Origin of the sequence: Nocardioides sp. Root122 (assembly GCF_001425025.1) — a bacterium.
In the GTDB taxonomy this organism is placed as follows: Bacteria; Actinomycetota; Actinomycetes; order Propionibacteriales; family Nocardioidaceae; genus Nocardioides.
This window is the reverse complement of record NZ_LMDE01000001.1, coordinates 1-21,549: the sequence shown is the minus strand read 5'-3', so window position 1 is coordinate 21,549 and position 21,549 is coordinate 1. Positions and strand designations below refer to the sequence as shown.

The 21,549-nt window shown below is 72.8% G+C and carries 24 protein-coding genes and 1 pseudogene; 8 read left to right on the top strand and 17 right to left on the bottom strand.

Translation table 11 applies throughout. The features are described 5' to 3' along the window. Window positions 1-30 precede the first annotated feature (30 nt). The gene (locus ASC64_RS00120; protein ID WP_056905502.1) at window positions 31-1,869 is read left to right on the top strand and encodes a Na+/H+ antiporter; all 1,839 of its coding nucleotides are present in this window, start codon (window positions 31-33) and stop codon (window positions 1,867-1,869) included. Between the two features lie 26 nt (window positions 1,870-1,895). Continuing rightward, entirely contained in the window at window positions 1,896-3,581 is a 1,686-nt protein-coding gene (locus ASC64_RS00115) for an FAD-dependent oxidoreductase (protein WP_056905501.1), read from the top strand. 14 nt (window positions 3,582-3,595) lie between these two features. Here ASC64_RS00115 and ASC64_RS00110 read toward each other — a convergent pair whose 3' ends face one another. Beyond that, entirely contained in the window at window positions 3,596-3,973 is a 378-nt protein-coding gene (locus ASC64_RS00110; protein ID WP_056905500.1) for a DUF1304 domain-containing protein, read from the bottom strand. 106 nt (window positions 3,974-4,079) lie between these two features. On the opposite strand from ASC64_RS00110, the gene ASC64_RS00105 reads away from it, so the two are divergent. Then, window positions 4,080-4,289 carry a hypothetical protein gene (locus tag ASC64_RS00105; protein WP_056905499.1) on the top strand — a complete coding sequence of 70 codons (210 nt, stop codon included), beginning with the start codon at window positions 4,080-4,082 and terminating at the stop codon, window positions 4,287-4,289. A 7-nt stretch (window positions 4,290-4,296) separates the two neighbouring features. On the opposite strand, the gene ASC64_RS00100 is transcribed toward ASC64_RS00105, so the two are convergent. Further along, window positions 4,297-4,890 carry a mycothiol transferase gene (locus tag ASC64_RS00100; protein WP_056905498.1) on the bottom strand — a complete coding sequence of 198 codons (594 nt, stop codon included), beginning with the start codon at window positions 4,888-4,890 and terminating at the stop codon, window positions 4,297-4,299. Window positions 4,891-4,987: 97 nt separating this feature from the next. Here ASC64_RS00100 and ASC64_RS00095 point away from each other — a divergent pair, with 97 nt between their 5' ends. Then, entirely contained in the window at window positions 4,988-6,085 is a 1,098-nt protein-coding gene (locus tag ASC64_RS00095) for a hypothetical protein (protein ID WP_082550178.1), read from the top strand. Between the two features lie 52 nt (window positions 6,086-6,137). Continuing rightward, entirely contained in the window at window positions 6,138-6,452 is a 315-nt protein-coding gene (locus ASC64_RS00090) for a hypothetical protein (RefSeq protein ID WP_056905497.1), read from the top strand. Between the two features lie 12 nt (window positions 6,453-6,464). On the opposite strand, the gene ASC64_RS00085 is transcribed toward ASC64_RS00090, so the two are convergent. Next, window positions 6,465-6,701, bottom strand: a complete 237-nt coding sequence (locus ASC64_RS00085; protein ID WP_056905496.1) for a DUF1059 domain-containing protein — start codon at window positions 6,699-6,701, stop codon at window positions 6,465-6,467. A gap of 65 nt (window positions 6,702-6,766) precedes the next feature. Then, on the bottom strand, window positions 6,767-7,630 hold the full coding sequence (locus ASC64_RS00080) for a sigma-70 family RNA polymerase sigma factor (protein WP_056905495.1): 864 nt from the start codon (window positions 7,628-7,630) through the stop codon (window positions 6,767-6,769). A 107-nt stretch (window positions 7,631-7,737) separates the two neighbouring features. Here ASC64_RS00080 and ASC64_RS00075 point away from each other — a divergent pair, with 107 nt between their 5' ends. Further along, on the top strand, window positions 7,738-8,832 hold the full coding sequence (locus tag ASC64_RS00075; RefSeq protein ID WP_082550073.1) for a prolyl oligopeptidase family serine peptidase: 1,095 nt from the start codon (window positions 7,738-7,740) through the stop codon (window positions 8,830-8,832). A gap of 34 nt (window positions 8,833-8,866) precedes the next feature. On the opposite strand, the gene ASC64_RS00070 is transcribed toward ASC64_RS00075, so the two are convergent. Next, entirely contained in the window at window positions 8,867-9,841 is a 975-nt protein-coding gene (locus ASC64_RS00070) for a homocysteine S-methyltransferase family protein (protein WP_056905494.1), read from the bottom strand. Window positions 9,842-9,942: 101 nt separating this feature from the next. Here ASC64_RS00070 and ASC64_RS00065 point away from each other — a divergent pair, with 101 nt between their 5' ends. Continuing rightward, window positions 9,943-10,545, top strand: a complete 603-nt coding sequence (locus ASC64_RS00065) for a TetR/AcrR family transcriptional regulator (protein ID WP_056905493.1) — start codon at window positions 9,943-9,945, stop codon at window positions 10,543-10,545. Between the two features lie 15 nt (window positions 10,546-10,560). Here the strand turns inward: ASC64_RS00065 and ASC64_RS00060 are convergent, their stop codons facing one another. Next, on the bottom strand, window positions 10,561-11,151 hold the full coding sequence (locus tag ASC64_RS00060; protein WP_056906211.1) for a DinB family protein: 591 nt from the start codon (window positions 11,149-11,151) through the stop codon (window positions 10,561-10,563). Between the two features lie 38 nt (window positions 11,152-11,189). Here ASC64_RS00060 and ASC64_RS00055 point away from each other — a divergent pair, with 38 nt between their 5' ends. Then, complete coding sequence (locus tag ASC64_RS00055; protein WP_056905492.1) at window positions 11,190-11,654, top strand: MOSC domain-containing protein; 465 nt, start codon at window positions 11,190-11,192, stop codon at window positions 11,652-11,654. A gap of 78 nt (window positions 11,655-11,732) precedes the next feature. On the opposite strand, the gene katG is transcribed toward ASC64_RS00055, so the two are convergent. The 11 genes and pseudogenes from katG to ASC64_RS23055 form a co-directional block, all read right to left on the bottom strand. Continuing rightward, complete coding sequence (gene katG, locus ASC64_RS00050; protein ID WP_056905491.1) at window positions 11,733-14,015, bottom strand: catalase/peroxidase HPI; 2,283 nt, start codon at window positions 14,013-14,015, stop codon at window positions 11,733-11,735. Between the two features lie 28 nt (window positions 14,016-14,043). Further along, window positions 14,044-14,487, bottom strand: coding sequence for a Fur family transcriptional regulator (locus ASC64_RS00045; protein ID WP_056905490.1), 444 nt, complete (start codon window positions 14,485-14,487; stop codon window positions 14,044-14,046). A gap of 133 nt (window positions 14,488-14,620) precedes the next feature. Beyond that, window positions 14,621-15,172: a GNAT family N-acetyltransferase gene (locus tag ASC64_RS00040; protein WP_056905489.1), complete on the bottom strand. Its 552-nt coding sequence runs from the start codon at window positions 15,170-15,172 to the stop codon at window positions 14,621-14,623. A gap of 26 nt (window positions 15,173-15,198) precedes the next feature. Continuing rightward, complete coding sequence (locus ASC64_RS00035) at window positions 15,199-16,143, bottom strand: SDR family NAD(P)-dependent oxidoreductase (protein ID WP_200937420.1); 945 nt, start codon at window positions 16,141-16,143, stop codon at window positions 15,199-15,201. A 30-nt stretch (window positions 16,144-16,173) separates the two neighbouring features. Further along, window positions 16,174-17,043 (bottom strand): aldo/keto reductase, encoded by an 870-nt coding sequence (locus ASC64_RS00030; RefSeq protein ID WP_056905487.1) that lies wholly within the window; start codon window positions 17,041-17,043, stop codon window positions 16,174-16,176. A gap of 31 nt (window positions 17,044-17,074) precedes the next feature. Continuing rightward, window positions 17,075-17,710: a response regulator gene (locus tag ASC64_RS00025; RefSeq protein WP_056905486.1), complete on the bottom strand. Its 636-nt coding sequence runs from the start codon at window positions 17,708-17,710 to the stop codon at window positions 17,075-17,077. Next, a complete protein-coding gene (locus ASC64_RS00020) occupies window positions 17,707-18,990 on the bottom strand; it encodes a sensor histidine kinase (protein ID WP_056905485.1) in 1,284 nt (427 codons plus the stop codon). Before ASC64_RS00020 ends, ASC64_RS00025 begins: the two co-directional genes overlap by 4 nt. A 16-nt stretch (window positions 18,991-19,006) precedes the next feature. Further along, on the bottom strand, window positions 19,007-19,606 hold the full coding sequence (locus ASC64_RS00015) for a hypothetical protein (RefSeq protein WP_056905484.1): 600 nt from the start codon (window positions 19,604-19,606) through the stop codon (window positions 19,007-19,009). Between the two features lie 104 nt (window positions 19,607-19,710). Next, window positions 19,711-20,157, bottom strand: a complete 447-nt coding sequence (locus tag ASC64_RS00010; protein WP_056905483.1) for a BLUF domain-containing protein — start codon at window positions 20,155-20,157, stop codon at window positions 19,711-19,713. A 106-nt stretch (window positions 20,158-20,263) separates the two neighbouring features. Continuing rightward, entirely contained in the window at window positions 20,264-21,238 is a 975-nt protein-coding gene (locus ASC64_RS23060) for a xanthine dehydrogenase family protein molybdopterin-binding subunit (protein WP_308195209.1), read from the bottom strand. Window positions 21,239-21,241: 3 nt separating this feature from the next. Beyond that, a pseudogene (locus tag ASC64_RS23055) lies at window positions 21,242-21,415 on the bottom strand (molybdopterin cofactor-binding domain-containing protein); the annotation flags it as partial. Window positions 21,416-21,549: the final 134 nt, after the last annotated feature.

Below are 21,549 nucleotides of genomic sequence, written 5' to 3'. Positions count from 1 at the left end.
GACGGTCGCCGGACCCGCGAGAATCCCCGGGTGGAACTCGCCCTCCTGCTCGTCTCGATGGCGGCCGTCGTCCTGGCCGCGACCGCCGTCAGCGACCGCCTGCACGTCCCCGCGCCGCTCCTGCTGATCGTCGTCGGCGCCGCGGCGTCCTACGTCCCCGGCGTGCCGACGATCCACCTCGAGTCCGAGGTGGTGCTGCTCGGGCTGCTGCCGCCCCTGCTCTACGCCGCGGCCATCCAGACCTCGCTGGTCGACTTCAACGCCAACCGCGGCACCATCCTGCGGCTCTCCGTGGTGCTCGTCGGGGTCACCGCGCTGGCGGTCGCGGCGGTCGTGGAGTGGCTGGTGCCCGGCATCGGCTGGGCCGCCGCGATCGCGATCGGCGCGGTGGTCGCGCCTCCCGACGCGGTGGCCGCCACAGCCGTCGCCCGCCGGATCGGCCTGCCACGACGGGTGGTGACGATCCTCGAGGGCGAGTCGCTGTTCAACGACGCCACCGCCCTCGTCACGCTGCGCACCGCCGTCGCGGCCCTCTCCGGCGGGGTGGCGACGGCCGAGGTCGGGATCGACTTCGTCCGCGCGGCCGGTGGGGGCGTGCTCATCGGCATCGCGTCCTTCCTGCTGGTCGCCTGGCTGCGCAAGCGGATCACCGACCCGCTGCTCGACACGGCCATCTCGTTCCTGACGCCGTTCGCCGCCTTCGTCGCGGCCGAGGAGATCCACGCGTCCGGGGTCATCTCGGTCGTGGTGGCCGGGCTGCTGCTCGGCCACAAGGCGCCGATCATCCAGACCGCCCAGTCGCGCATCACCGAGCGCATCACGTGGCGCACCGTCGCCTTCGTCCTGGAGAACACCGTCTTCCTCCTGATCGGTCTCCAGCTCGACTGGATCCTCGAGGACGTCCGCCGGTCGACCCTCCCCGAGGGCCGCATCGCGCTGGTCTGCCTGGCGACCCTCGCGACGGTGGTCGCCGTCCGCCTCGTCTACATGTACGTCACCTGGGTCCTGCGCCGCACCAACCCCATCCCCCCAGCGTGGACCTTCCTCCTCGGCTGGGCCGGCATGCGCGGCGTGGTCACCCTGGCCGCGGCGTTCGTCATCCCCGAGGACGCGCCGTACCGCGAGGTGCTGCTGCTGGTCGCCTTCACCGTCGTGGCCGGCACGCTGTTCCTCCAGGGCCTGTCCCTGCCGCTCATCACCCGGCTGCTCGACGTACCTCCCCCGGACCCGGCCGAGGACGCGCTCGCCCGGGCGGCGCTGCTCCAGCAGGCGTCCGACGCGGGCCTGGCCCGGCTCGAGGAGCTCGACTACGACGACCAGCACGGCGTCCTCGACCAGATCCGTGCCCGGCTCGAGCAGCGCACGTTCGCGGCCTGGGAGCAGCTCGCGACGGCGCCCGGCCAGGAGACACCGTCCGAGCTCTACGCCCGCATCCGCGGGGAGATGATCGAGGCCGAGCGCGCCAAGGTGCTGCTGGTGCGCAGCAAGGGCAAGCTCCCGTCCGAGGTCGTGAGCCAGGTGCTCGGCATGCTCGACATCGAGGAGTCGATGCTCGACGCCGGCACCGACGCGCGCGAGAGCGCGCGGACGAGCACGCTGGTCTTCACCGCCGGTCGCCAGTGCGAGGACCTCGACTCCCATCCGGCGGTCGACACCGACCGCGGCGAGGGCTGCGCCGCCTGCCTGGCCGACGGCATCCGCTGGGTGTCCCTGCGGCAGTGCCTGGAGTGCGGCCACATCGGGTGCTGCGACTCCTCCATCGGCAAGCACGCCACCGCCCACTTCCACGACACCCTCCACCCGGTCATCGAGTCCGCCGAGCCGGACGAGTCCTGGCGCTGGTGCTACGTCCACAACCTCACCGGCTGACTCACGGATGGTTACGCTTCCGGGGTATGGGAGCGCCCGCGATCGTCATCGCCTCTGCGAACCACGCCACGGAGCTCGGCGAGGCCTTCGCCCGCTACGAGCGGGAGTACGACGTACGCCTGGTCAGCGACGAGGCCTCGGCGAAGGCCGCCGCCACCGGGCTGGTGACCTCCGGCCACCCGGTCGCACTGTTCGTGATCGACACCGACAAGGAGCAGGACAAGCTCCACACGCTCATCGGCGGCACCCGGAAGGTCGTGCCGACGGCACGACGTCTCCTCGTGGCCCACGTCAGCCGCTTCCGCGCCGACAACCAGACGTTCCGCCACGCCGTCGCGGCCGGCAAGGTCGACGCCCTGCTGCTGATGCCGCAGGGGCCGCGTGACGAGGAGTTCCACGCGGCCGTCGGCGAGATGCTCAGCGAGTGGAACGCCACCGTGGGGACGCCGGTGGTGGAGAACGTCCGGATCATCACCCCCGAGAAGGACACCCTCACCCGCGACCTCCTCGACTACCTCGCCCGGGTCGGCATGCCCGCCGGCGTGCACCACCCCGACAGCGAGGTGGGCCGCGAGGTCCTCGCCCAGTGCCCTGACGACGAGGGCCGCTGGCCGGTCGTCAGCTCGATGACCGGGTGGTGCGGCCACTGCCCGAGCGTCCGCGCCCTGGCCAACCAGCTCTACGGCCGACCCGACGAGATCGACGTCGACGAGGTGGTGGACCTCGTCGTCGTGGGTGCCGGACCGGCAGGACTGGCGGCGAGCGTGTATGCCTCGAGCGAGGGCCTCACCACGGTGTGCCTGGAGGCCGAGGCCATCGGCGGGCAGGCGGGCACCAGCTCGATGATCCGCAACTACCTCGGCTTCCCGCGCGGGATCTCCGGCATGCGGCTGGCGCAGCGCGCTCGCGGCCAGGCGCTCCGCTTCGGCACCCGGTTCTTCACCGGCTGGCCGGCCACGGGGATCTCCCCGTGCACCGACGGCGGGCACCACATCGTCCACACCGAGGGCGGTGACGTGCACACCCGGGCCGTCCTCGTGGCCACCGGCGTCAACTACCGCAGGCTCGGCGTGGAGTCGCTCGAGGACCTCGTCGGCCGCGGCGTCTACTACGGCGCGGCCATGGCGGCCGCGCGCGAGCTCGCCGGCGACCACGTCGTCATCGTGGGCGGCGGCAACTCTGCCGGGCAGGCCGCGATCCACGCGGCGCGCTTCGCACAGGCGGTCACCATCGTGGTGCGCCGGCCGGACCTGGCGGCCACCATGTCGTCGTACCTCATCAACGAGATCGAGTGGAACCCGCGGATCACCGTGCGCGGGTCCACCCGCGTCGTCGACGGCGGGCCGGACGACGTACGCCAGCTGGCGTGGCTCGACCTCGAGGACGTCGACACCGGCCAGCGCGAGCGCGTCGAGGCACGCGGGCTGTTCCTGCTCATCGGAGCCGCACCGGAGTGTGCATGGCTGCCCGAGGAGGTGCTCCGCGACGAGCGCGGTTTCGTGGTCACCGGCCGCGACATCCCCCGTGAGCTGTGGCACGAGGACGTGCCGCCCGAGGACCTCGCCACGGCCGTGCCGGGCATCTTCGCCGGCGGCGACATCCGGTCGGGCTCGATGAAGCGGGTGGCGTCGGCCACGGGCGAGGGCGCGTCCGTGGTCTCGCTGGTGCACTCGTGGGTGGAGCGACAGAAGGCCGTCGCCCCGACCGCCTGAGCTGTGGCCTGCCCTCAGAGCTGCAGCAGCAGGAAGACCACGGCCAGCAGCGGGATCGTGCCCTGCGTGGCCGCCGCCCGCACCATCGAGCGGTCGTGGGTCACCAGGACGACGGCTGCGGCGAGCATCGAGCCGGTGCCGGCCAGGGCGAGGGCGGTGCCGGTCGTGTGCTCGGCGTCGATCATCAGCACGCCGACGAGGGTGATGATCGCCAGGAAGAGGTTGTAGAACCCCTGGTTGTAGGCCATCGGGGCCAGCACCGGGGCGTCGGCCTCCGTGACCCCGAAGGTCTTGCGCGTCGACGGCTCGTTCCACCGGAACGCCTCGAGGACGAAGATGTAGACGTGGAGCAGCGCGGCCGCGACCGCCAGGACCACCGCGATGATCGTCATGCACGCACCCTAGGGCCCGCCCTACCCCTGGGTGGGTGGCACGCCACCTGCGGCGGCGCGATGCTCGGTCGAGCGACCCACAGGTCGCACGACACGAGGAGGAACCATGGGACGACTCATCAGCATCCTGGTGGTGATCTGGCTGGTCATCGGCGCCTTCGCCGCCTTCCAGCGCGGCTACTTCGACGACGCGAAGACCAACTGCTCCGAGGCCAGCGACATCGCGCTCAACATCGTCGCGGGACCGCTCAACTACACCGGCATCAACCCCAAGGTGAAGTGCGCGGACGTCGACACCCCGGAGCCCTCCGAGTAGGGCGCTCTCAGGGCCTCCAGCCGTCCGGCGGGTCCTCGCCGACCCGCCGGTCGACCGCCTCCCGGAGGAGGTCGGCGTGGCCGGTGTGCCGGCCGTACTCCTCCAGCAGGTCGAAGAGCAGGCGGCGCAGCCGCGGGTGGTTGCCGTTGCCGTCGTCGACGTGCGCCACCAGGTCGAGCCCGCCTTCGGCGAGGGCCGCCTCGATGCGGTCCTCGGCGCGCAGCACCGCCTCGTCGTACGTCGCGTAGAGCTCGCTCGCCGTCATCGAGCCGGGGCGCTCGAACTCCCACTCGTCGTCGCTGCCGTCCCAGCCCATCGAGCGCCACGGCTCACCCAGCTCCTCGCCCCGCAGCTTGGTGGTGAGGATGAAGTCCTCGCAGATGGCGAGGTGGAGCAGCAGCCCACCCAGGGACAGGGCCGACGGGAGCGGGCGTCGCCGGAGTGCGTCCTCGTCCAGGCCGTCGGTCTTCCACCGGAAGGTCGCGCGCAGGCGGCCCAGCGCACCCAGGAGGTGCTCCACCTCGGTGCCGGCCAGCGGGGGCTCCCACCACGGTGGGACCCACGTCGGTGCGGCCGGCCCGGTCGTCTCGTCCGTCGTCATGACCCCGACGCTAGGCCCGGTTGCGGACGATCGGGGACCGCATGCCCCCGCCGTGTCGGGTCTGGACAAGGGGGAGGCCGCGGAGCAGGGTGGCCGGATGCGACGACTCGGAGCGACCCTCATCCCCGTGGCAGTGCTGACCGCACTGGCCCTCACCCTCCCCGCCAGCACCTCGGCCGCACCCGGCCACGCCGGCGCCAAGCCCGCGAAGCACGACCCGTTCAAGGACGGCTGGACCGAGACGGTCCTCGACGCCGACCAGAACTTCCGCGGCCTGGAGGCGGTCAGCCGCAAGGAGGCCTGGGTCACCGGCGAGAGCCTCACCGATGGCGGTCCGGCGCGGGTCTTCCGCACCACCGACCGCGGCGAGACGTGGACCGACGTCAGCCCCGCCGACACCGCGGGCCTGTCGTTCCGCGACGTCGAGGTCCACGGCAAGGTCGCCCACGTGCTGGCCATCGGGCCGGGCGAGGCCTCGCGAATCTACCGCTCGACCGACGGCGGCGCCTCGTGGACCGAGTCGTTCCGCAACACCGACGAGAAGGCGTTCTACGACTGCATGGCCTTCTACGGCAGCGGCCGTCGCGGCCTCGCCGTCAGCGACCCGGTCGACGGCAAGCTGCGGATCCTGTCGACGGACGACCGCGGCCGCACGTGGGAGGTGCTGCCCTCGAAGGGCATGCCCGCCTCCGACGCGGAGTTCGGCTTCGCCGCCAGCGGCGACTGCCTGGTCACGGCCGGGCGCGCGGCCTTCATCATCACGGGCGGTGCGAAGTCCCGGGTGCTGAAGTCGGTCGACCGCGGCCTGACCTGGACCGCCGTCGAGTCCGGCATCCCCGCGGGTGACGCGGCCGGCGGCTTCGCAGGCGCCTTCGCGTCCCCGCACCGGGGCATCGCGGTCGGCGGCGACTTCGCCGATGCCAAGGACACCGCCGACACCACGGCGTACACCCGCAACGGGCGCACCTGGACGACCGGCGGCGACCTGACGCACGTCGGCGAGGACGTCACCGTGCTCCACGGCTGGCGGCACGCCGTCGCGACCGGCGACTACGACGGCTCGGTCGGGTCCAGCATCACCAGCGACGGCGGTGCCACCTGGCAGCGGGTCAGCGACCTGGGCTACCACGCGATCGACTGCGTGGGGAAGGTCTGCTGGGGCGCCGGCAGCAAGGGCCGCGTCGGCCACAACTGATCGCAGCCACCTCCGCCGGGACGGCGGTGGGGGCGCTGGCTAGGCTCGAGGAGTGCTCGACCTGACCCGTGTCCCCACCGCCCCCCTGCTCGCCGGCGGCCTCGTCGGCGGCTTCGCGCTCGCCCAGCGGACCGGCGTACGCCCTCTCGGCGGCGTCGCGATGCTCGGCGCCAACGTCGTGGCCGCGCGCCAGTGGTACGCCGTCGGCGGCGCGCCGCTCACGGCCGGCCTCACCGCGGCGTACTGGACCGCGATGGGCGTCTCGCACCCGCTCGCCAAGAAGGTCGGCACCTGGCCCTCGGTCCTCGGGGTCACCGCGGCAGCCGCCGGCGCCGCCTGGGTGCTGTCGGACCGCCGCTCCCGCTGACCCGCCGCCGCGTCAGTCCTCGGGGAGGGCGGCGAAGGCCTGCTTCATGTCGCGGTACCAGCCCAGCGACTTCTTCGGGTGACGCCAGCGGCCCTTCATCTCGTCGCGGGCGGGCTGGTGGGCGGCGTCGCCGTCCTTCTCGGCCTGCTTGAGGTGCTGGTCCTGCGCGTTGATCACGTCGTCGTGGGTCTTGCCGCGGTGGGCGAGGTCGCACGGGCCACCGAGCTGGCGGCAGGTCATGGTCTTCATGGGGATCTCCTCGGTCGGTGTCTACGCTTCTGACGATCGGGGCGGCGGCGGTGTGACCGGTCGGCTCAGCGCGGGTCGGCGCCGTCGCGGCGGACGACCTCGGCGAGCACGTCGGGCGCGGCCCGGAACGTGATGCCGCGGACCTGACCGTCGGCGACGTCGAAGTCGAAGACGACCTTCGCCTCGCCCTTGAGGTACCACGCCGACGCGGGCCGGTCGCCGACGAACACCGCGAGCGCGGTCTGGGCGCTGCCGTTGAAGAAGCTGGCGACCTCGTCTCGGCCCTGGATGCTGGCCGGCGTGCCGATGAGGATCGCGGCCTCGTCCGCGCCGACCACGGCGTCGGGCGCCAGCAGCTGGAGCAGCCGCTCGACGTCACCGCCGCGGGCGGCGTCCATGAAGGCGTCCACCACCTCCCAGTCGGCGAGCGCGTCGGAGGACGACGGCTGGGCGACCTTCGCACGGGCCCGCGAGGCTAGCTTGCGGGCCGCCGCGGGTGTCGTGTCCAGGACCGCGGCGATGGTGGTGAACTCGAAGCCGAAGCTGTCGTGCAGCACGAAGGCGACCCGCTCGCGCGGTGACAGCCGGTCGATGACCGCCTGCAGCGCGATGCCGACGGTGTCGGCGAGCGCGACGTCCTCCGCCGGGTCGGGCGCGGTGCCCGCGAGGTCGGGGCGGTCGCCGAGCTCGACGTCCTCGACCGGGACCGGCGTACGCGCGCGGAGCCGGTCCAGGCACAGCCGCGTGGTGACGGTGGTCAGCCAGGCGGGCAGGCTGTCGATCTCGGTGTCGTCGCGGCTGACCGCGCGGTCGAGCCGGAGCCATGCCTGCTGCACCACGTCCTCGGCCTCGGCGTGGTCGGCCAGCACCCGGGTCGCGATGCCGACGAGGCGCGGTCGCTCCGCCTCGAAGATCTCCGTCTGGTCCATGGGATCACCCTCTCGTGTCCGGTCCTCACCCGTCCTGACGATCGGGCGGCGCGAGGTGTGACCGGACGGTCCGAGTCCGACTGGGTCGGGTCCCGCACACTGGTGGCATGGACGCTCCCCGGCGGCGAGCCGCCCGGCTGGCCACGGCGGCCGTGCTGGCCGCGCCGCTGCTGGGCGCCTGCTCGGCGGACCCGGAGCCCACGGGCTCCCCGGCCTCGCCGTCGACAAGGCCCTCGACCGGGTCGCCGAGCACGGCGCCGACCTCCCGGCCGACCTCCCGGCCGACCTCCCAGCCGACGGTGCCACCGCACCCGATCTCGGTGGCGGCGCTCGGTGACGCGGACCTCACCGGCGGCGACCTGCGGCTGGGCGCGGTCCGCGAGCGCACCCCCACCTACACGTCGTACGACGTCACGTTCGCCTCGACGACCTCGGGCGCCGGCTCGCCACCGCTGCGGATCAGCGGGGTGCTCAACGTGCCGCGGGGGCGGGGACCCTTCCCCGCCGTGGTGCTCGCCCACGGCTACATCGACCCGGCCTTCTACGTCCGCGGCCAGGGCATGACGCGCGAGCGCGGCTTCCTCGCCGATCGCGGCTACGTCGCGCTCCACGTCGACTACCGCAACCACGCCGAGTCCACCGACGACCCACGCATCGAGACCGCCGTCCGGCTCGGCTACAGCGCGGACGTCGTCGCCGCCGTCCACGCGTTGCGCGACTCGCACGACGTCCGGGTCGACCCGGCCCGGATCGCGCTGTTCGGCCGGTCGATGGGCAGTGGCGTGGTGCTCAAGGCGCTGGAGGCCGAGCCCGGGCTGGTCGCGGCCGGCGTGGCCTGGGCGTCGGTCTCGAGCCTGGAGGGGCAGAACTTCGACCACTTCCAGCGTCCCGACGCACCCGTCACCGAGCTGCGGGCGGGCTTCCGCGGCCGCCACGGCCTGCCCGACGACGATCCGGAGTTCTGGCAAGGCATCTCCTCGCGGCCCGAGCTCGACCGGATCACCGAGCCGGTGCTCCTGGCGCACGGCCGGTTCGACGACACCTGTCCGCCGGCGTGGACCCGCGCGACCCAGCGGGCGCTGACCGAGGCGGGCGTCGACTCGACGCTCGAGTGGTACGACGACGGGCACGCGTTCGGGCCGGCCTTCGTCGCCGCCATGGAGCGCACCGTGCGGTTCCTGCGCGCCCGCATGCCGGCCTGACCGGGGACCAAGTGCCCGGTCGGTGTCGGCCGGCCTACTGCGTGCCCGTCCGACCGGCGGCGACGGGCGACCCGTCCGCCCACATCGCCGCGACGTGGCGTACGTCGGTCCCGCAGCACCCGCCGATGATCCGGATGGACGGCAGCCGGGCGGCCAGGCCCCGCGTGATGGCGGCCAGGTCGGCGAGGTCGCCCTCGTCGAGCTCCTCCGCGTCGTCGAGCTCGGCGTGGCTCAGGCGCGAGGAATTCACCCGCAACCCGGCGACCCGACCGGTCCAGGACGCGTCCCCGTCGAGTCCGGCAGCGACGTGGTCGGGGTGGGCGCAGTTGACGAGCAGGTGCGCGGCGGCGGAGCCGGTGGCCTCGTCCAGCTCGGTGACCGCGGCGCCGAGCAGCGTGCCGTCGGGCAGCCGGCCGTCGGTCTCGACGGTGAACGCGATGGCGACCGGCAGGGCGACGTCGGCGGCGGCGCGCACGATCCCGACCGCCTCGGCGACGGTCGTCAGGGTGTACGCCGTCGCGAGGTCCGCGCCCGCGTCGGCGAAGGCGGCCAGCTGCGGTCGGTGGTAGTCGGCCGCCTCGTCGGCCTCCATCTCGGCGGCGCGGTAGGCGTCGCCTCGTGGTCCGACCGAGCCGCCCACGACGGCGGCGGCGACGGTGTCGCGCACCTCGTCGGCGAGATCGCGCAGGTCCTCCACGGCACGTCGGTTCACCCTGTGCAACGCCTCGGCGTCATAACCGAGCCGGGTGCCCCAGTCGGGGCTGGCCCGCCATGTCGGTGTCTCGAGCATCAGTCCCGCGCGGGCCCGGGCCGCCACGTCGACGAAGCCGCGGTAGTAGTTGTCCAGCTCCCGGCGGCCGTGCTCGTCCTCGACCAGCGGGAAGGCGGCGAAGTCCGGCAGGTCGATCCCCCGGTGGAAGATCAGGTCGGTCTCCAGGCCCGCGTCGGTCACCCACCCCACGGCGACCTCCGGCAGCCGCCAGGCCGCCGCCGTCGAACCTGCACCCATCGAACCTGCACCCATCGAACCTGTGGTCATCGGACCCTCCCGAAGGTTTCAGACTGATTGGTCTGTTTTAGCAGACCGTCCGGTCTGGTACAAGTGGTGTCATGCCACGCGACGGAACCGCCACCCGCATCCGGTTGCTCGACGCCGCCGAGCGCCTGGTCACCGACAACGGCTTCGCCGCGACGTCGGTCGACCAGGTCATCGCCGAGGCCGGGTCGTCGAAGGGTGCCTTCTTCCACCACTTCACCTCCAAGGCCGACCTCGGCGAGCAGCTCGTCGAGCGCTACGCGTCGCACGACGTCCAGACGCTGCACGACGGCCTCGACGCCGTCGCCCACCTCGACGACCCCCGGGCGCGGATCGTGGAGTTCGTGCGCCACTTCGAGGGCCGCGGCGACGAGATCATGTCGGCGCAGTCCAACTGCCTCTACGTCTCGGTGCTGACGGAGCGCCAGCTCGCCGGCCCCGAGTCGACCGGCGCCATCCTCGGCGCTGTCGTCGCCTGGCGCGAGGCGATCGCCACTCTCCTGCGCGACGCCCTCGGCGACACCGGCCACGACCTCGCCGCCCTGGCCGACCACGTCTTCGTCACCTTCGAGGGCGCCTTCATCCTGTGCCGCTCCACGGGCGACCCCTCCCACATGCGCCGCCAGCTCGCGGCGCTGCGGGTGCTCGTCGAAGCCCTGGTCGACACCGCGGGCTGAGTCGCGCGCCCGGGGTCACGAGGCCGGGAACTGCTCCGCGACCTGCCGCAGCCGGGTGACGTACGCCGCCCAGTCCACGTCGTCGGGCAGGTTCGAGACGTCGGAGCGCAGGCCTGCGGAGCCGTCGATCTCCTCGCGCAGGATGTCGGCGTGCCCGGCATGGCGGGTGATGTCGGCGATGACGTGCGTGACGACGAGATGGAGGGAGACCTCCTCGTCGCCCCACCACGACACCGAGCCCGCCGCATCGAGCGGCAACGCCTCGATGGTGGCGTCCGCGAAGTCCATCACCCGGCGGTAGAAGTCGACGACCTCGACCGCCGAGACCTCCGCCGGGACCCACCAGTCCGCCTGCGGGTCGGCCTCGTAGTCCGCGTCGTCCACGACGAGCGGGTGGTCGGGGTCGGGCCACGCGCGACCGAACGTCGGTCCGAAGTAGCCGATCTCCACGTTGGCCACGTGGCGCACGATGCCGAGGAGGTTGGTGCCGGTCGGCGTGCGGGGCAGGCGCAGGTCGCGCTCCGCCACGCCGTCGAGCTTCCACAGCAGCGCCTCCCGGGCGGTGCGGAGGTAGCGCTGGAGGTCGGCCTTCGGGTCCGTCGTCATGGTCGTGATCATGCCCGCCCACGACGTACGGTCGCAGCGTGGTTTCCCCGGCTCCGCCCCTCGTCCACGCCATCCACGTCGCGCCCGGCCGGCGGCTGCCGACGAGGTCGGTCGACTCGGTGCAGGCAGAGGCCGGCGTGGGACTGGTCGGCGACCGCTACCACGGGACCCGGCACCGCCACGTCACCGTGCAGGCGCTCGACGACCTGGCCGCGGCTGCCGAGGCACTGGGCCGGCCGGTCGACCCGGGCCTGACCAGGCGCAACCTCACCCTCACCCACGGCCCGCTCCCCACCCGTCCCGGCGAGCGCCTGCGGATCGGCGACGTCGAGCTCGAGGTCGTCCGCATCGCCGCCCCGTGCCGGCTCCTCGACGACGACCTCGGACCGGGAGCCATGCAGGCGCTGAGGTCACCGCGCGGCGGCACCGTCTTCCGGCTGCTCTCCTCGGGCACGATCCGGGTCGGCGACGAGGCCGTCGCCGACGGGGGTCACGGGACCTGACCGACCCCGCGTCGTACGACGTCCGGGAGCGCAGCAGCCCGGGTCCCGTCACGAGACCCGGGCTGCGCGCTCAGTGCATCAGGCGTGCAGGTCGAACCTGTCGTTGTCCATGACGTGGGTCCACGCCGCCACGAAGTCGTGGACGAACTTCTCGGTGGCGTCGTCGCTGGCGTAGACCTCGGCCAGCGCGCGGAGCTGGGAGTTGGAGCCGAAGACGAGGTCGACCGGCGTGGCGGTCCACTTCACCGTGCCGTCGAGGTCCTGGATCTCGTAGACGTTCTCCTCCTGCTGGGAGACCTTCCACTGCGTGCCGGGCGAGAGCAGGTTGACGAAGAAGTCGTTGCTCAGCACGCCCGGCCGGTCGGTCAGCACACCGTGGGCGGTGCCGCCGTGGTTGGTGCCGATCGCCCGCAGGCCGCCGACGAGCGCCGTCATCTGCGGCGCGGAGAGGCCGAGCATGTAGGCGCGGTCGACCAGGAGCTTCTCGGGCTGGAGCTTCTCGCCGGGGCGCACGTAGTTGCGGAAGCCGTCGGCGCGGGGCTCGAGGACGCGGAAGGAGTCCACGTCGGTCTGCTCCTGCGTGGCGTCCGTGCGTCCGGGGTGGAACGGCACGGTGACCTCGACGCCGGCGTCGCGGGCGGCCTTCTCGATCGCTGCCGAACCGCCCAGCACGATGAGGTCGGCCAGGGACACCTGGGCGCCGCCGCGACCGTTGAAGTCGTCACGCACGGACTCGAGGGCCGCAAGGACGCGCTCGAGCTGCTCGGGCTGGTTGACCGCCCAGCCGCGCTGCGGCTCCAGGCGGATCCGGGCGCCGTTGGCGCCACCGCGCTTGTCGGTGGTGCGGAACGTCGCCGCGGAGGCCCAGGCGGTCGAGACGAGGTCGGCGACCGAGAGGCCGGAGCCGAGGACCGCGTCCTTGAGGGTTGCGACGTCGGCGTCGGAGACGAGCTCGCCCTCGACGGCCGGGACCGGGTCCTGCCACAGCTGGGCCTCGGGGACCCACGGACCGAGGTAGCGCGAGACCGGCCCCATGTCGCGGTGGAGGAGCTTGTACCAGGCCTTGGCGAAGGCGAGGCGGAACTCTTCGGGGTTCTCCTTGAACCGCCGCGAGATCTTGTCGTACTCCGGGTCGAAGCGCAGCGCGAGGTCGGAGGTGAGCATGCGGGGCTCGCGACGCGGGTCGCCCTCGTGGGCGCCCGGGACCATGTCGGAGCCGGCGCCGTTCTTCGGTCGCCACTGGTGCGCGCCGGCCGGGGACTCCATGAGCTCCCAGTCGTAGGCGTAGAGGATGTGGAAGAACTCGTTGTCCCAGCGGGTCGGGTGGTAGGTCCACGTCACCTCGAGGCCGGACGTGATGGTATCACCGGCCTTGCCACTGCCGTACTCGCTCTTCCAGCCCAGGCCCTGGTTCTCGAGGGGCGCGCCCTCGGGCTCGGGGCCGACGAGGTCGGCGTCGCCGGCGCCGTGCGTCTTGCCGAAGGTGTGGCCGCCGGCGATCAGCGCGACCGTCTCCTCGTCGTTCATCGCCATCCGGGCGAACGTGTCGCGGATGTCGCGGGCCGAGGCGACCGGGTCGGGGTTGCCGTTGGGGCCCTCGGGGTTGACGTAGATCAGGCCCATCTGGACCGCGCCGAGGGACTCCTCGAGGGTGCGCTCGTCGGTGTAGCGCTCGTCGCCGAGCCAGGTGTCCTCAGGACCCCAGAAGATCTCCTCGGGCTCCCACACGTCCTGGCGGCCGAAGGCGAAGCCGAAGTTCTCGAAGCCCATGTCCTCCATCGCCACGGTGCCGGCGAGTACGAGCAGGTCGGCCCACGAGATCTTCTGGCCGTACTTCTGCTTCACCGGCCACAGCAGGCGGCGCGCCTTGTCGAGGTTGGCGTTGTCGGGCCAGCTGTTGAGCGGCGCGAAGCGCTGTCCGCCGTCACCGGCGCCACCGCGACCGTCGTAGATCCGGTAGGTCCCGGCCGCGTGCCAGCTCATCCGCACGAACAGGCCGCCGTAGTGGCCGAAGTCGGCGGGCCACCAGTCCTGGGAGGTGTGCATGACCTCGACGAGGTCGCGCTTGAGGGCCTCGACGTCGAGGCCCTCGAAGGCCTTCGCGTAGTCGAAGTCGGCGCCGAGCGGGTTGCCCTTCGGGGAGTGGGCGTGCAGGACCGACAGGTCCAGCATGTTGGGCCACCAGTCCTTGAGGCCGTGCGGGCGGCCACCGGTCTTCGGCTCGGGCGAGTCGATCGCCGGGTTCTCGCTCTCGCTGCCCTGGGCGGTCGCGGAGTCGTGCATCACGGGGCACCCGGACTCGGCCTTGCGGTCCACCCCCTGGGGGCTCTCGGGTGCGCTGCTGTCCTGGTTGTCGGTCATGGCTTTCCTTCCGGGCGGGCGATCGGTGTCACGAGGGGCTGGACGGACGGGTGGTGCAGTCGGAGCAGGTGCCCCAGTAGGTCACCTCGGCCTCGTCGACGACGAAGCCGTGGGAGTCGGAGGCGGTGAGGCACGGCGTGTGGCCGACGGCGCAGTCGACGTCGGCGACCGCACCGCAGGAGCGGCACACGACGTGGTGGTGGTTGTCGCCGACGCGGAGCTCGTAGCGGGCCACCGACCCGGCCGGCTGGATCCGGCGCACGAGCCCGGCGTCGGTGAGCGCGCCGAGCACGTCGTAGACCGCCTGGTGGGAGACCGTCGGCTCCTCGGCCCGGACAGCGGTCAGGACGCTGCCCGTGTCGGCGTGCGGCTGACGACGTACGGCGCGGAGCACGGCCAGGCGCGGCCGGGTGACCCGCAGGTCGGCCCCGCGGAGCAGGTGCTCGTAGTCAGCGTCGGTGGTGTCGTCCATCACCGCCACCCTGCCCCCTTTTCTTGAACGAGTCAAGTTTTTTGGCGGCCGGTCCGGGTAGTCCAGTGGCGAATGGTCGCCTGGACGGCCGATCCACAGCCAGAGGTCACTGGACTACCCAAGGCGTACGACGTCAGGTGCGCGTCGGCAGGCCGTGCCACTCGCGTGCCAGCAGGGCCCAGACCTCGAGGTCCTGGCGCTCCTCGCGCACCGGGAACGCCTCGCGCAGGGTGCCCTCGTGCGTGAACCCCAGGCGCCGCGCCATCCGGCGGCTCGGCTCGTTGCCGGGCGCGCACTTCCACTCCACCCGGTGCACGCCGCGCTCGGCGAACGCCCAGTCGAGCATCGCCGCGACGACCCGGGTCACGATGCCGCGACCCCGTGCGACCGAGGCGATGAGGACGCCGACCTCGGCCGTGCCCGAGCGGGCGTTGAAGCTGGGGAACAGGGTCGCGCCGACGAGGTCGTCATCGATCCAGATGCCGTAGATGCGGCGGCCGGTCTCGCCGCGCGACTTCGCGAAGCCCTCGAGGAAGCCGCGCGCGGCCTCGACCTGCTCGAACCCCTCCCACGGCAGCCAGTCGTAGAAGTCGGCACCGTGCGTGCGCATCAGCGCGGCGAGCTGCTCGGCGTGCCAGGGCTCGAGGTCGGCGATGCGGGCGTTGTCGATCTGCAGGCTCAGCACCGCGCCACCCTAGACGTCGTACGACGTCAGGTGAGGGCAGCAGCGTCCCGCAGCCAGGCCCACGCCCGGTCACGGGTCGGGCCGTCGGGTCGGGTCGAGGGCAGCAGGCTGGTCGGGCGCTCGACCCGGTCGTGCCAGAAGCGCCCGGTCGGCGGCGGCGGCTCGACCGCGGTCAGCCAGACGCTGGTGTCGGCGCCCTGCGCGTCGTCGCGCAGCACCGGCCGGGTGATCGCCCGGAAGCGCGGCAGCGACTCCTGCACGCCGGGCGTGTCCGCCCAGCCCGGGTGCATGGTCGCCACGATGATGCCGTCCGCCGCCCAGCGCTCGGCGAGCAGCGGGGCCATCTCGACCTGCCAGCGCTTGGAGCGGGCGTACGACGTGGTGGGCGAGTAGTCACCGCGCTGGAAGCCCGGGTCGTCGGCCCGGAGCGGCTGGCCGTACATCCCGCCGCTGCTCACCAGGACCACGCGACCACCTCCGCCGGCGGCGAGGGGACCGCGCAGCGCCTCGGTCATCACGACCGGGCCGATCAGGTGAACGGCCATGCTCAGCTCGTGCCCCTGCGGCGACTCCGTGCGCGTCGGCGGCATGACGCCGGCGTTGTGGACGACGGCGTGCAGCTCCCCGACCTCGGCTGCGAAGGCCTCCGCGAAGCGTCGCACGTCGTCGAGGTCGGCGACGTCGCACCGCCAGAGCCGGAGCTCGGCACCGGGGTGCGTCGCCCGGATCCGGTCGGCGACCGCCGCCCCCTTGGCCTCGTCGCGCACGACCATGTGGACGACAGCGCCGAGGCCCGCGAGCCCCTCGGCCGTGGCTGCGCCGAGCCCGGAGCTCGCGCCCGTGACCAGCACGTGCCGGCCGACCAACGCCCCGGCGGGCGGGTCGGCCGGCCAACCCGGCAGAGCCCGGCGGACCGCCAGCCCGATCGTGGTGTAGCCCAGCACCAGCGATCGGTCCAATACGGTGTCCACCGCGCGGACGAGCAGGGGGCGCGTCATCGCTCAGCCCGCGTCGAGGGCGGCGAGCTCGTCGGCGGTCAGCTCCAGGTCGGCCGCGGCGGCCGAGTCGCTGATCGACGATGGCCGCTTGGCTCCGGGGATCGGGATGACGACCGGGGACTGCGCGAGCTCCCAGGCCAGCGCGACCTGCTGAGCGCTGACGCCCCGCGACTGGGCGATCCGGGCGAAGGCCGGGTGCTTGTCGGCGAGCTCCTTGGCATCGGACAGGCCGCCGAGCGGGCTCCACGGCAGGAACGCCAGGCCGAGCTCCTCGCACACGTCGATCTCGGGGCGCGAGCTGCGGAAGGCCGGGGAGAACTGGTTCTGCACGCTGATCAACCGGTCGCCGAGCACGGCGTGCGCCGCCCGGATCTGCTCGGGGTCTGCGTTGGAGAGCCCGACGTGGGCGACCTTGCCGCTGTCGGCGATCTCCTTGACGGTGCCGATCACCTCGTCGTAGGGGACGTTCGGGTCGGGGCGGTGGTGCTGCCAGAGGGACAGCTGCTCGACGCCGAGACGCTGCAGGCTGTCGTCGACGGACCGGCGCAGGTGCTCGGCCGAGCTGTCGGTCTCCCACCGGCCGCCGTCGGTGCGGACGTGGCCGCCCTTGGTCGCGAGGAACACCCGGTCGCGGACCCCGAGCTCGTCGAGGATGGAGGCGATCAGGCGCTCGTTCTCGCCCTGGGCGCCGGCGCCCTTCTCGTCGCCCGGACCATAGGCGTCGGCGGTGTCGAAGAGCGTGACACCCGCGTCGAGCGCGGCCGTGACGGTGTCGAGGAGCTGCTGGCGGGGCTGGGTGCCCGACTGGTCGAAGGTCATCAGGCCGAGACCGATCGCGCCGACCTGGGTGGTTCCGAGAGTGCGTGTCTTCATACGACCGACACTAGACAGGCCGGTGAAGCCGTCACGAGGGGTCGACCAACCCGTGCCGCTGCGCCCAGAGCGCGGCCTGCGTGCGGTCGGCGACCCCGATGCGCTGGTAGACGGAGGTGAGGTGCGCCTTGACCGTGCGCTCGGTGACCCCGAGCCGTTGGGCGATCTGCTTGTTCAGCAGGCCCTCGACCACCAGGCGCAGCACCTCTGTCTCACGGGGCGAGAGCTCACCGACCGCCTCGCTCCCGTCAGAGGGACGCGCGGCCAGCAGGTGCCGCGCGGCGCGTGGGTCGATCGGCGACTCCCCCCGCGCGACGGCGCGGATCCCGTCCAGCAGCACGGCAGGCTCGGCGTCCTTGAGGAGGTAGCCGACCGCGCCGGCGTCGATGGCGGCGTGGATGCGGGCCTGGTCGGAGAAGGAGGTGAGCACCAGCACCTCGGCGCCGAGGCCCTCGGCGACGATCGTGCGGGTGGCCTCCACGCCGTCGATCCCGGGCATCTGGAGGTCCATCAGCGCGACGTCCGGACGGTGCCAGCGTACCTGCTCGACGGCCTCACGGCCGTCGGCCGCGACGGCGACGACCTCGAGGTCGTCGGTGCCCTCGATCAGGCCGGTCAGCCCGCTGCGCACGACAGCGTGGTCGTCGGCCACCACCACCCGGATCATCCGGCCGGCACCTCCATCCGCAGGGTGGTCCCCTCACCGGGAGCTGACTCGACCTCCAGTGTCCCGCCCGACTGCCGGACCAGTCCGTCCAGGGTGCGCAGGCCGAAGTGACCCTCCGCGGCACCCGTGGCCGGGTCGAAGCCGCGGCCGTCATCGACGATCTCCAGCACCAGCTGGTCGTCCTCGCGGTGCACGGTCAGCGAGACGCGCGAGGCCTCGGCGTGGTGCACGACGTTGCGGATCCCCTCCTGGGCGACCCGCCACACGAGGGCCACCGCGGCGTCGCTCGCGGACTCCTCACCGCTGACGTCGACGTCGACCGCGGCGCCACTCGCGGCCAGCGGTGCGACGACGTCGTGGAGCGCGGCCGCCAGCCCGCCGGTGTGCAGGTCTGGTGGGTAGATCTCGACCAGCAGGGAGCGCAGCGACCGCATGCTGGTGCGGAGCGAGCGACCGACACCGTCGAGCTCGCGACGTACGCCGTCGTCCACGGTGGGGCGGGACGCGACGGTCGAGAGGGCGTACGACGACCCGGCGAGGTCCTGCACCACGCCGTCGTGCAGGTCGCGGGCGATGCGCAGCCGCTCCTCGTCGGAGGCACGGACCGCGGCCTGGAGCAATCCTTCCCGCTCGCGGGCCGCGCGGTCCAGCCGCCGGGTGAGCAGCAGGACGAGCGGCGTGGTCAGCAGCATCAGGCCGATGAGGGCCACCAGCGTGATGGGCAGGAAGCGGCCGAGGACCTCCTCGCGCTGGCGCTCGATCTGGTCGCTGGTGAAGTAGGCCTCGAAGAGCAGTGGCTCACCCTCGGGTGACCTGATCCGGGTGTAGACCTCGAGCAGGTCGCCGCCGATCTCGCGCTCGAAGCGGTTCTCCGGCTTGTCCAGGTCGGAGAGCTCGGCGTCGGTGCCACCGGTCTCGAGCGCGTCGAGCTCCTCCTCGTCGAGCGGGTAGGTCGCCCCGATCAGCTCGGTGCGGTCGCTGTAGAGCACGGTTCCGTCGGCGGCCCAGATCTTGATCCGGCGCACGTCGCCGACCAGGAGCCGGTCGAGCACGTGCCAGTCCATCCGGTCGATCGCCGCCGCGTCGCCGTCGACCAGCCCGCGCGGGACGGCGGGCTGCGCGACCGAGCGCCCGAGCACCGTGGTCAGCGTCCGGGCGTCGTGGATGGCCTCCTCGTCGGCGGCGTCGCGGCTCAGCGCGCTCGTCGCCAGGACCACGATCACCAGCGCGACGAATCCCGCGGCCAGGAACTGGACCACGGGATTCGTCAGCCAGCGCATGGGACCTCCTCCGATGTCAGAAGTTGACCACACCTCGGCAGGTCTGACCGGCGTACGTCGCGCGGAACACGACGCGATCGGTCCCGGCGAGGTTCACGATCTTGCGCTCGACGTCGAAGGAGCCGCTGCGGGCGGTCGTGGTCGAGGTGCCCCGGGCGCTGACCGACCCGTTGTGGCGCAGCGTCCAGGCCCAGGTCTGGCCGGCCCGGTTGCTGTCGACCTCGACCTCGACCTCGAGGCGGCCGTCGTCGGTCTTGACCTTGAGCTTCCAGTCCGCGCCCGCGGAGCACGAGCCGGTGGTGATGACGCGGTCGTCGCCGCCGCGGAGGCCGCCGTTGTCGTCACCGTTGTCGTGGGTGCCGTTGTCGTCGGTGCTGTCGTGGGTGCTGTCGTCGCCGCCGCGGCCACCGTGGTCGTCACCGGGCGGGTCGTCGTCGCCGCCGGAGCGGAGCGTGGGGGCGGCTCCTCCGGCGTGGGCGGGGGTTGCCGCGACGGCGAGGGGCGCAAGGCCCAGGACGGAGGTGGCCGCGACGACGGCGACGACTCGGGTGAGCGCGTGGGTGCTCAGGGTGGTGTGCGGGGTGGTGTGCGGGGTGGTGTTCAGGGTGGTGTTCATGGGGTCCTCCTCGGATGAGGGCTCCAGCCTCACCCGGGACCGAGTGGCCCCGCGACCTGTCCGATGGTGCTAGTACCCACCGGCGCGACCGCCCGCTCGCACCCTCACACAGCGGTCGCGCGGAACCTCTCGAGCAGCTCGAAGGCCGACTCCGGGTGGGTGTCGAGGTCGCGGCCCACGGAGTGCCGCACGAAGGCGGTGTAGCCCGCGGTGTCGGCGACCTCGCGCACGGTCAGGTGGCGGAAGCCCATCGACCAGCTGGCGAAGGCCCGGTCGGTGCGACCGCGCCGCTCCAGGAGGCGTACGCCGGTGTGCCGCGGGTCGTCGGCGATGGTCCAGAAGAGCGAGTCGACGGTCTCGGGCGCGCCCTCGAGCGTCTGGATCACGTTGCCGCCGCTGTAGAGCAGCAGCCCGGAGATCCCGAGCCGCTCGTTGTTGCGGCGCGTGTGCTCGACCAGCTCGACGAGCTGGTCGATGGTGAAGAGCTCGCGCGCGGTGCTGGTGTAGGTCAGCGTCAGCACGGGCGCCGTCGTGGCGGTGGTGGCGGTCATCGTCCTTCGGACGGTAGTCAGGCGCCACGGGTTCCGCCTCACCCCGAAGGCCGCTTCCTGACCGACCGGTCAGGAAACCGCACAGGCGCGTCGGAGCCGCGACACCTCAACCGGACGAGGGCCCCTCCCAGGCGGCGAACAACCGGTCGGGGGTGAACGGGAGGTCGCGCAGGCGCGTGCCGCTGGCGTTGAAGACGGCGTTGCCGATGGCCGCGGGCGCCCCGACGATGCCGAGCTCACCGATGCCCTTGGCGCCGGTCCGGCCGAACCACGGGTCGTGCTCCTCGAGGGTGACGGCCTCCAGCCCGACGACGTCGGCGTGCGCGGCGACGTGGTAGCCGGCGAGGTCGCCGTTGACCACGTGGCCGAACCGCTCGTCGAGGTGGCCCTCCTCGTGCAGGGCCGCCGAGAGCCCCATCGTCATGCCGCCGATCAGCTGGCTGCGTGCCGTGCGCGGATTGATGATCCGACCGGCGGCGAAGACGCCGAGCATCCGGTCGACCCGCACCTCTCCGGTGACCGTGCTGACCCGCACCTGGGCGAAGTGCGCGCCGAAGGAGTGCCGGGAGTAGCCGCGCGCACCCCGGGGCAGCCGGCCCGCGGCGGTCTCGTGTACCCCGTCCTCCGGCGAGTCGCCGTGCTTGCGTCGGAACTTCGTGGCGGCGGCGACGATGGCGTCGCCCCAGTCGTAGGTGCCGACGGACCCGCCCGCCATGATCGCCCAGGGCAGCCCGGTGCGGCCGATCTCGGCGTCGACGAGGTCGACGGGCACGCCCAGGGTGTCGGCCGCGATCTGCGGCAGGATCGTCCACGCACCCGTGCCGATGTCGCTGGCCTGCAGCTCCACCGTCCAGCGGCCGCCGGAGTAGCGGATCCCGGCCCGGTTCGGCACGAAGTGCTGGTTGGGGTACGTCGCGCTGGCGACGCCGAGCCCGATGCACCACTCGCCGTCGCGGTGCTCGCCCGGAGGCGTGCGGTCGCCCCACCCGAAGAGGTCGGCACCCTCGCGCAGGCAGGCGACGAGGTTGCGGGTGCTGAAGGGCTTGCCGGTCTCGGGGTCCCACTCCGGCTCGTTGCGCACGCGCAGCTCGACCGGGTCGATGCCGGCGGCCACCGCGAGCTCGTCGAGCGCGGTCTCGAGGGCGAACATGCCGGTGAACTCGCCGGGGGCGCGCATGAACATGCCGGGCGCCGCGTCCTGGTGGACCGCGTGGTGGACCGTGCGCAGGTGCGGGACGTCGTAGAGCATGCGGGTCGCGGAGACGGTCTGGTGGCGAGTTCTAGGTAGTGACGCAACACCTCGTCTGAGGAGTTGTGATGAGGAAGTTCACCAAGCCCGATCTGCCGCGTGAGCATGAACGTCGGTTCTGGCGGGCCATCGATCGGAAGAGC

Excerpts from the sequence above, each read along its gene's own strand:
- ASC64_RS00115 (WP_056905501.1), top strand. The coding sequence starts at position 1,896 with ATGGGAGCGCCCGCGATCGTCATCGCCTCTGCGAACCACGCCACGGAG.
- ASC64_RS00110 (WP_056905500.1), bottom strand. The coding sequence starts at position 3,973 with ATGACGATCATCGCGGTGGTCCTGGCGGTCGCGGCCGCGCTGCTCCAC.
- ASC64_RS00105 (WP_056905499.1), top strand. The coding sequence starts at position 4,080 with ATGGGACGACTCATCAGCATCCTGGTGGTGATCTGGCTGGTCATCGGC.
- ASC64_RS00100 (WP_056905498.1), bottom strand. The coding sequence starts at position 4,890 with ATGACGACGGACGAGACGACCGGGCCGGCCGCACCGACGTGGGTCCCA.
- ASC64_RS00095 (WP_082550178.1), top strand. The coding sequence starts at position 4,988 with ATGCGACGACTCGGAGCGACCCTCATCCCCGTGGCAGTGCTGACCGCA.
- ASC64_RS00085 (WP_056905496.1), bottom strand. The coding sequence starts at position 6,701 with ATGAAGACCATGACCTGCCGCCAGCTCGGTGGCCCGTGCGACCTCGCC.
- ASC64_RS00080 (WP_056905495.1), bottom strand. The coding sequence starts at position 7,630 with ATGGACCAGACGGAGATCTTCGAGGCGGAGCGACCGCGCCTCGTCGGC.
- ASC64_RS00075 (WP_082550073.1), top strand. The coding sequence starts at position 7,738 with ATGGACGCTCCCCGGCGGCGAGCCGCCCGGCTGGCCACGGCGGCCGTG.
- ASC64_RS00070 (WP_056905494.1), bottom strand. The coding sequence starts at position 9,841 with ATGGGTGCAGGTTCGACGGCGGCGGCCTGGCGGCTGCCGGAGGTCGCC.
- ASC64_RS00065 (WP_056905493.1), top strand. The coding sequence starts at position 9,943 with ATGCCACGCGACGGAACCGCCACCCGCATCCGGTTGCTCGACGCCGCC.
- ASC64_RS00060 (WP_056906211.1), bottom strand. The coding sequence starts at position 11,151 with ATGACGACGGACCCGAAGGCCGACCTCCAGCGCTACCTCCGCACCGCC.
- katG (WP_056905491.1), bottom strand. The coding sequence starts at position 14,015 with ATGACCGACAACCAGGACAGCAGCGCACCCGAGAGCCCCCAGGGGGTG.
- ASC64_RS00045 (WP_056905490.1), bottom strand. The coding sequence starts at position 14,487 with ATGGACGACACCACCGACGCTGACTACGAGCACCTGCTCCGCGGGGCC.
- ASC64_RS00030 (WP_056905487.1), bottom strand. The coding sequence starts at position 17,043 with ATGAAGACACGCACTCTCGGAACCACCCAGGTCGGCGCGATCGGTCTC.
- ASC64_RS00025 (WP_056905486.1), bottom strand. The coding sequence starts at position 17,710 with ATGATCCGGGTGGTGGTGGCCGACGACCACGCTGTCGTGCGCAGCGGG.
- ASC64_RS00020 (WP_056905485.1), bottom strand. The coding sequence starts at position 18,990 with ATGCGCTGGCTGACGAATCCCGTGGTCCAGTTCCTGGCCGCGGGATTC.
- ASC64_RS00015 (WP_056905484.1), bottom strand. The coding sequence starts at position 19,606 with ATGAACACCACCCTGAACACCACCCCGCACACCACCCCGCACACCACC.
- ASC64_RS00010 (WP_056905483.1), bottom strand. The coding sequence starts at position 20,157 with ATGACCGCCACCACCGCCACGACGGCGCCCGTGCTGACGCTGACCTAC.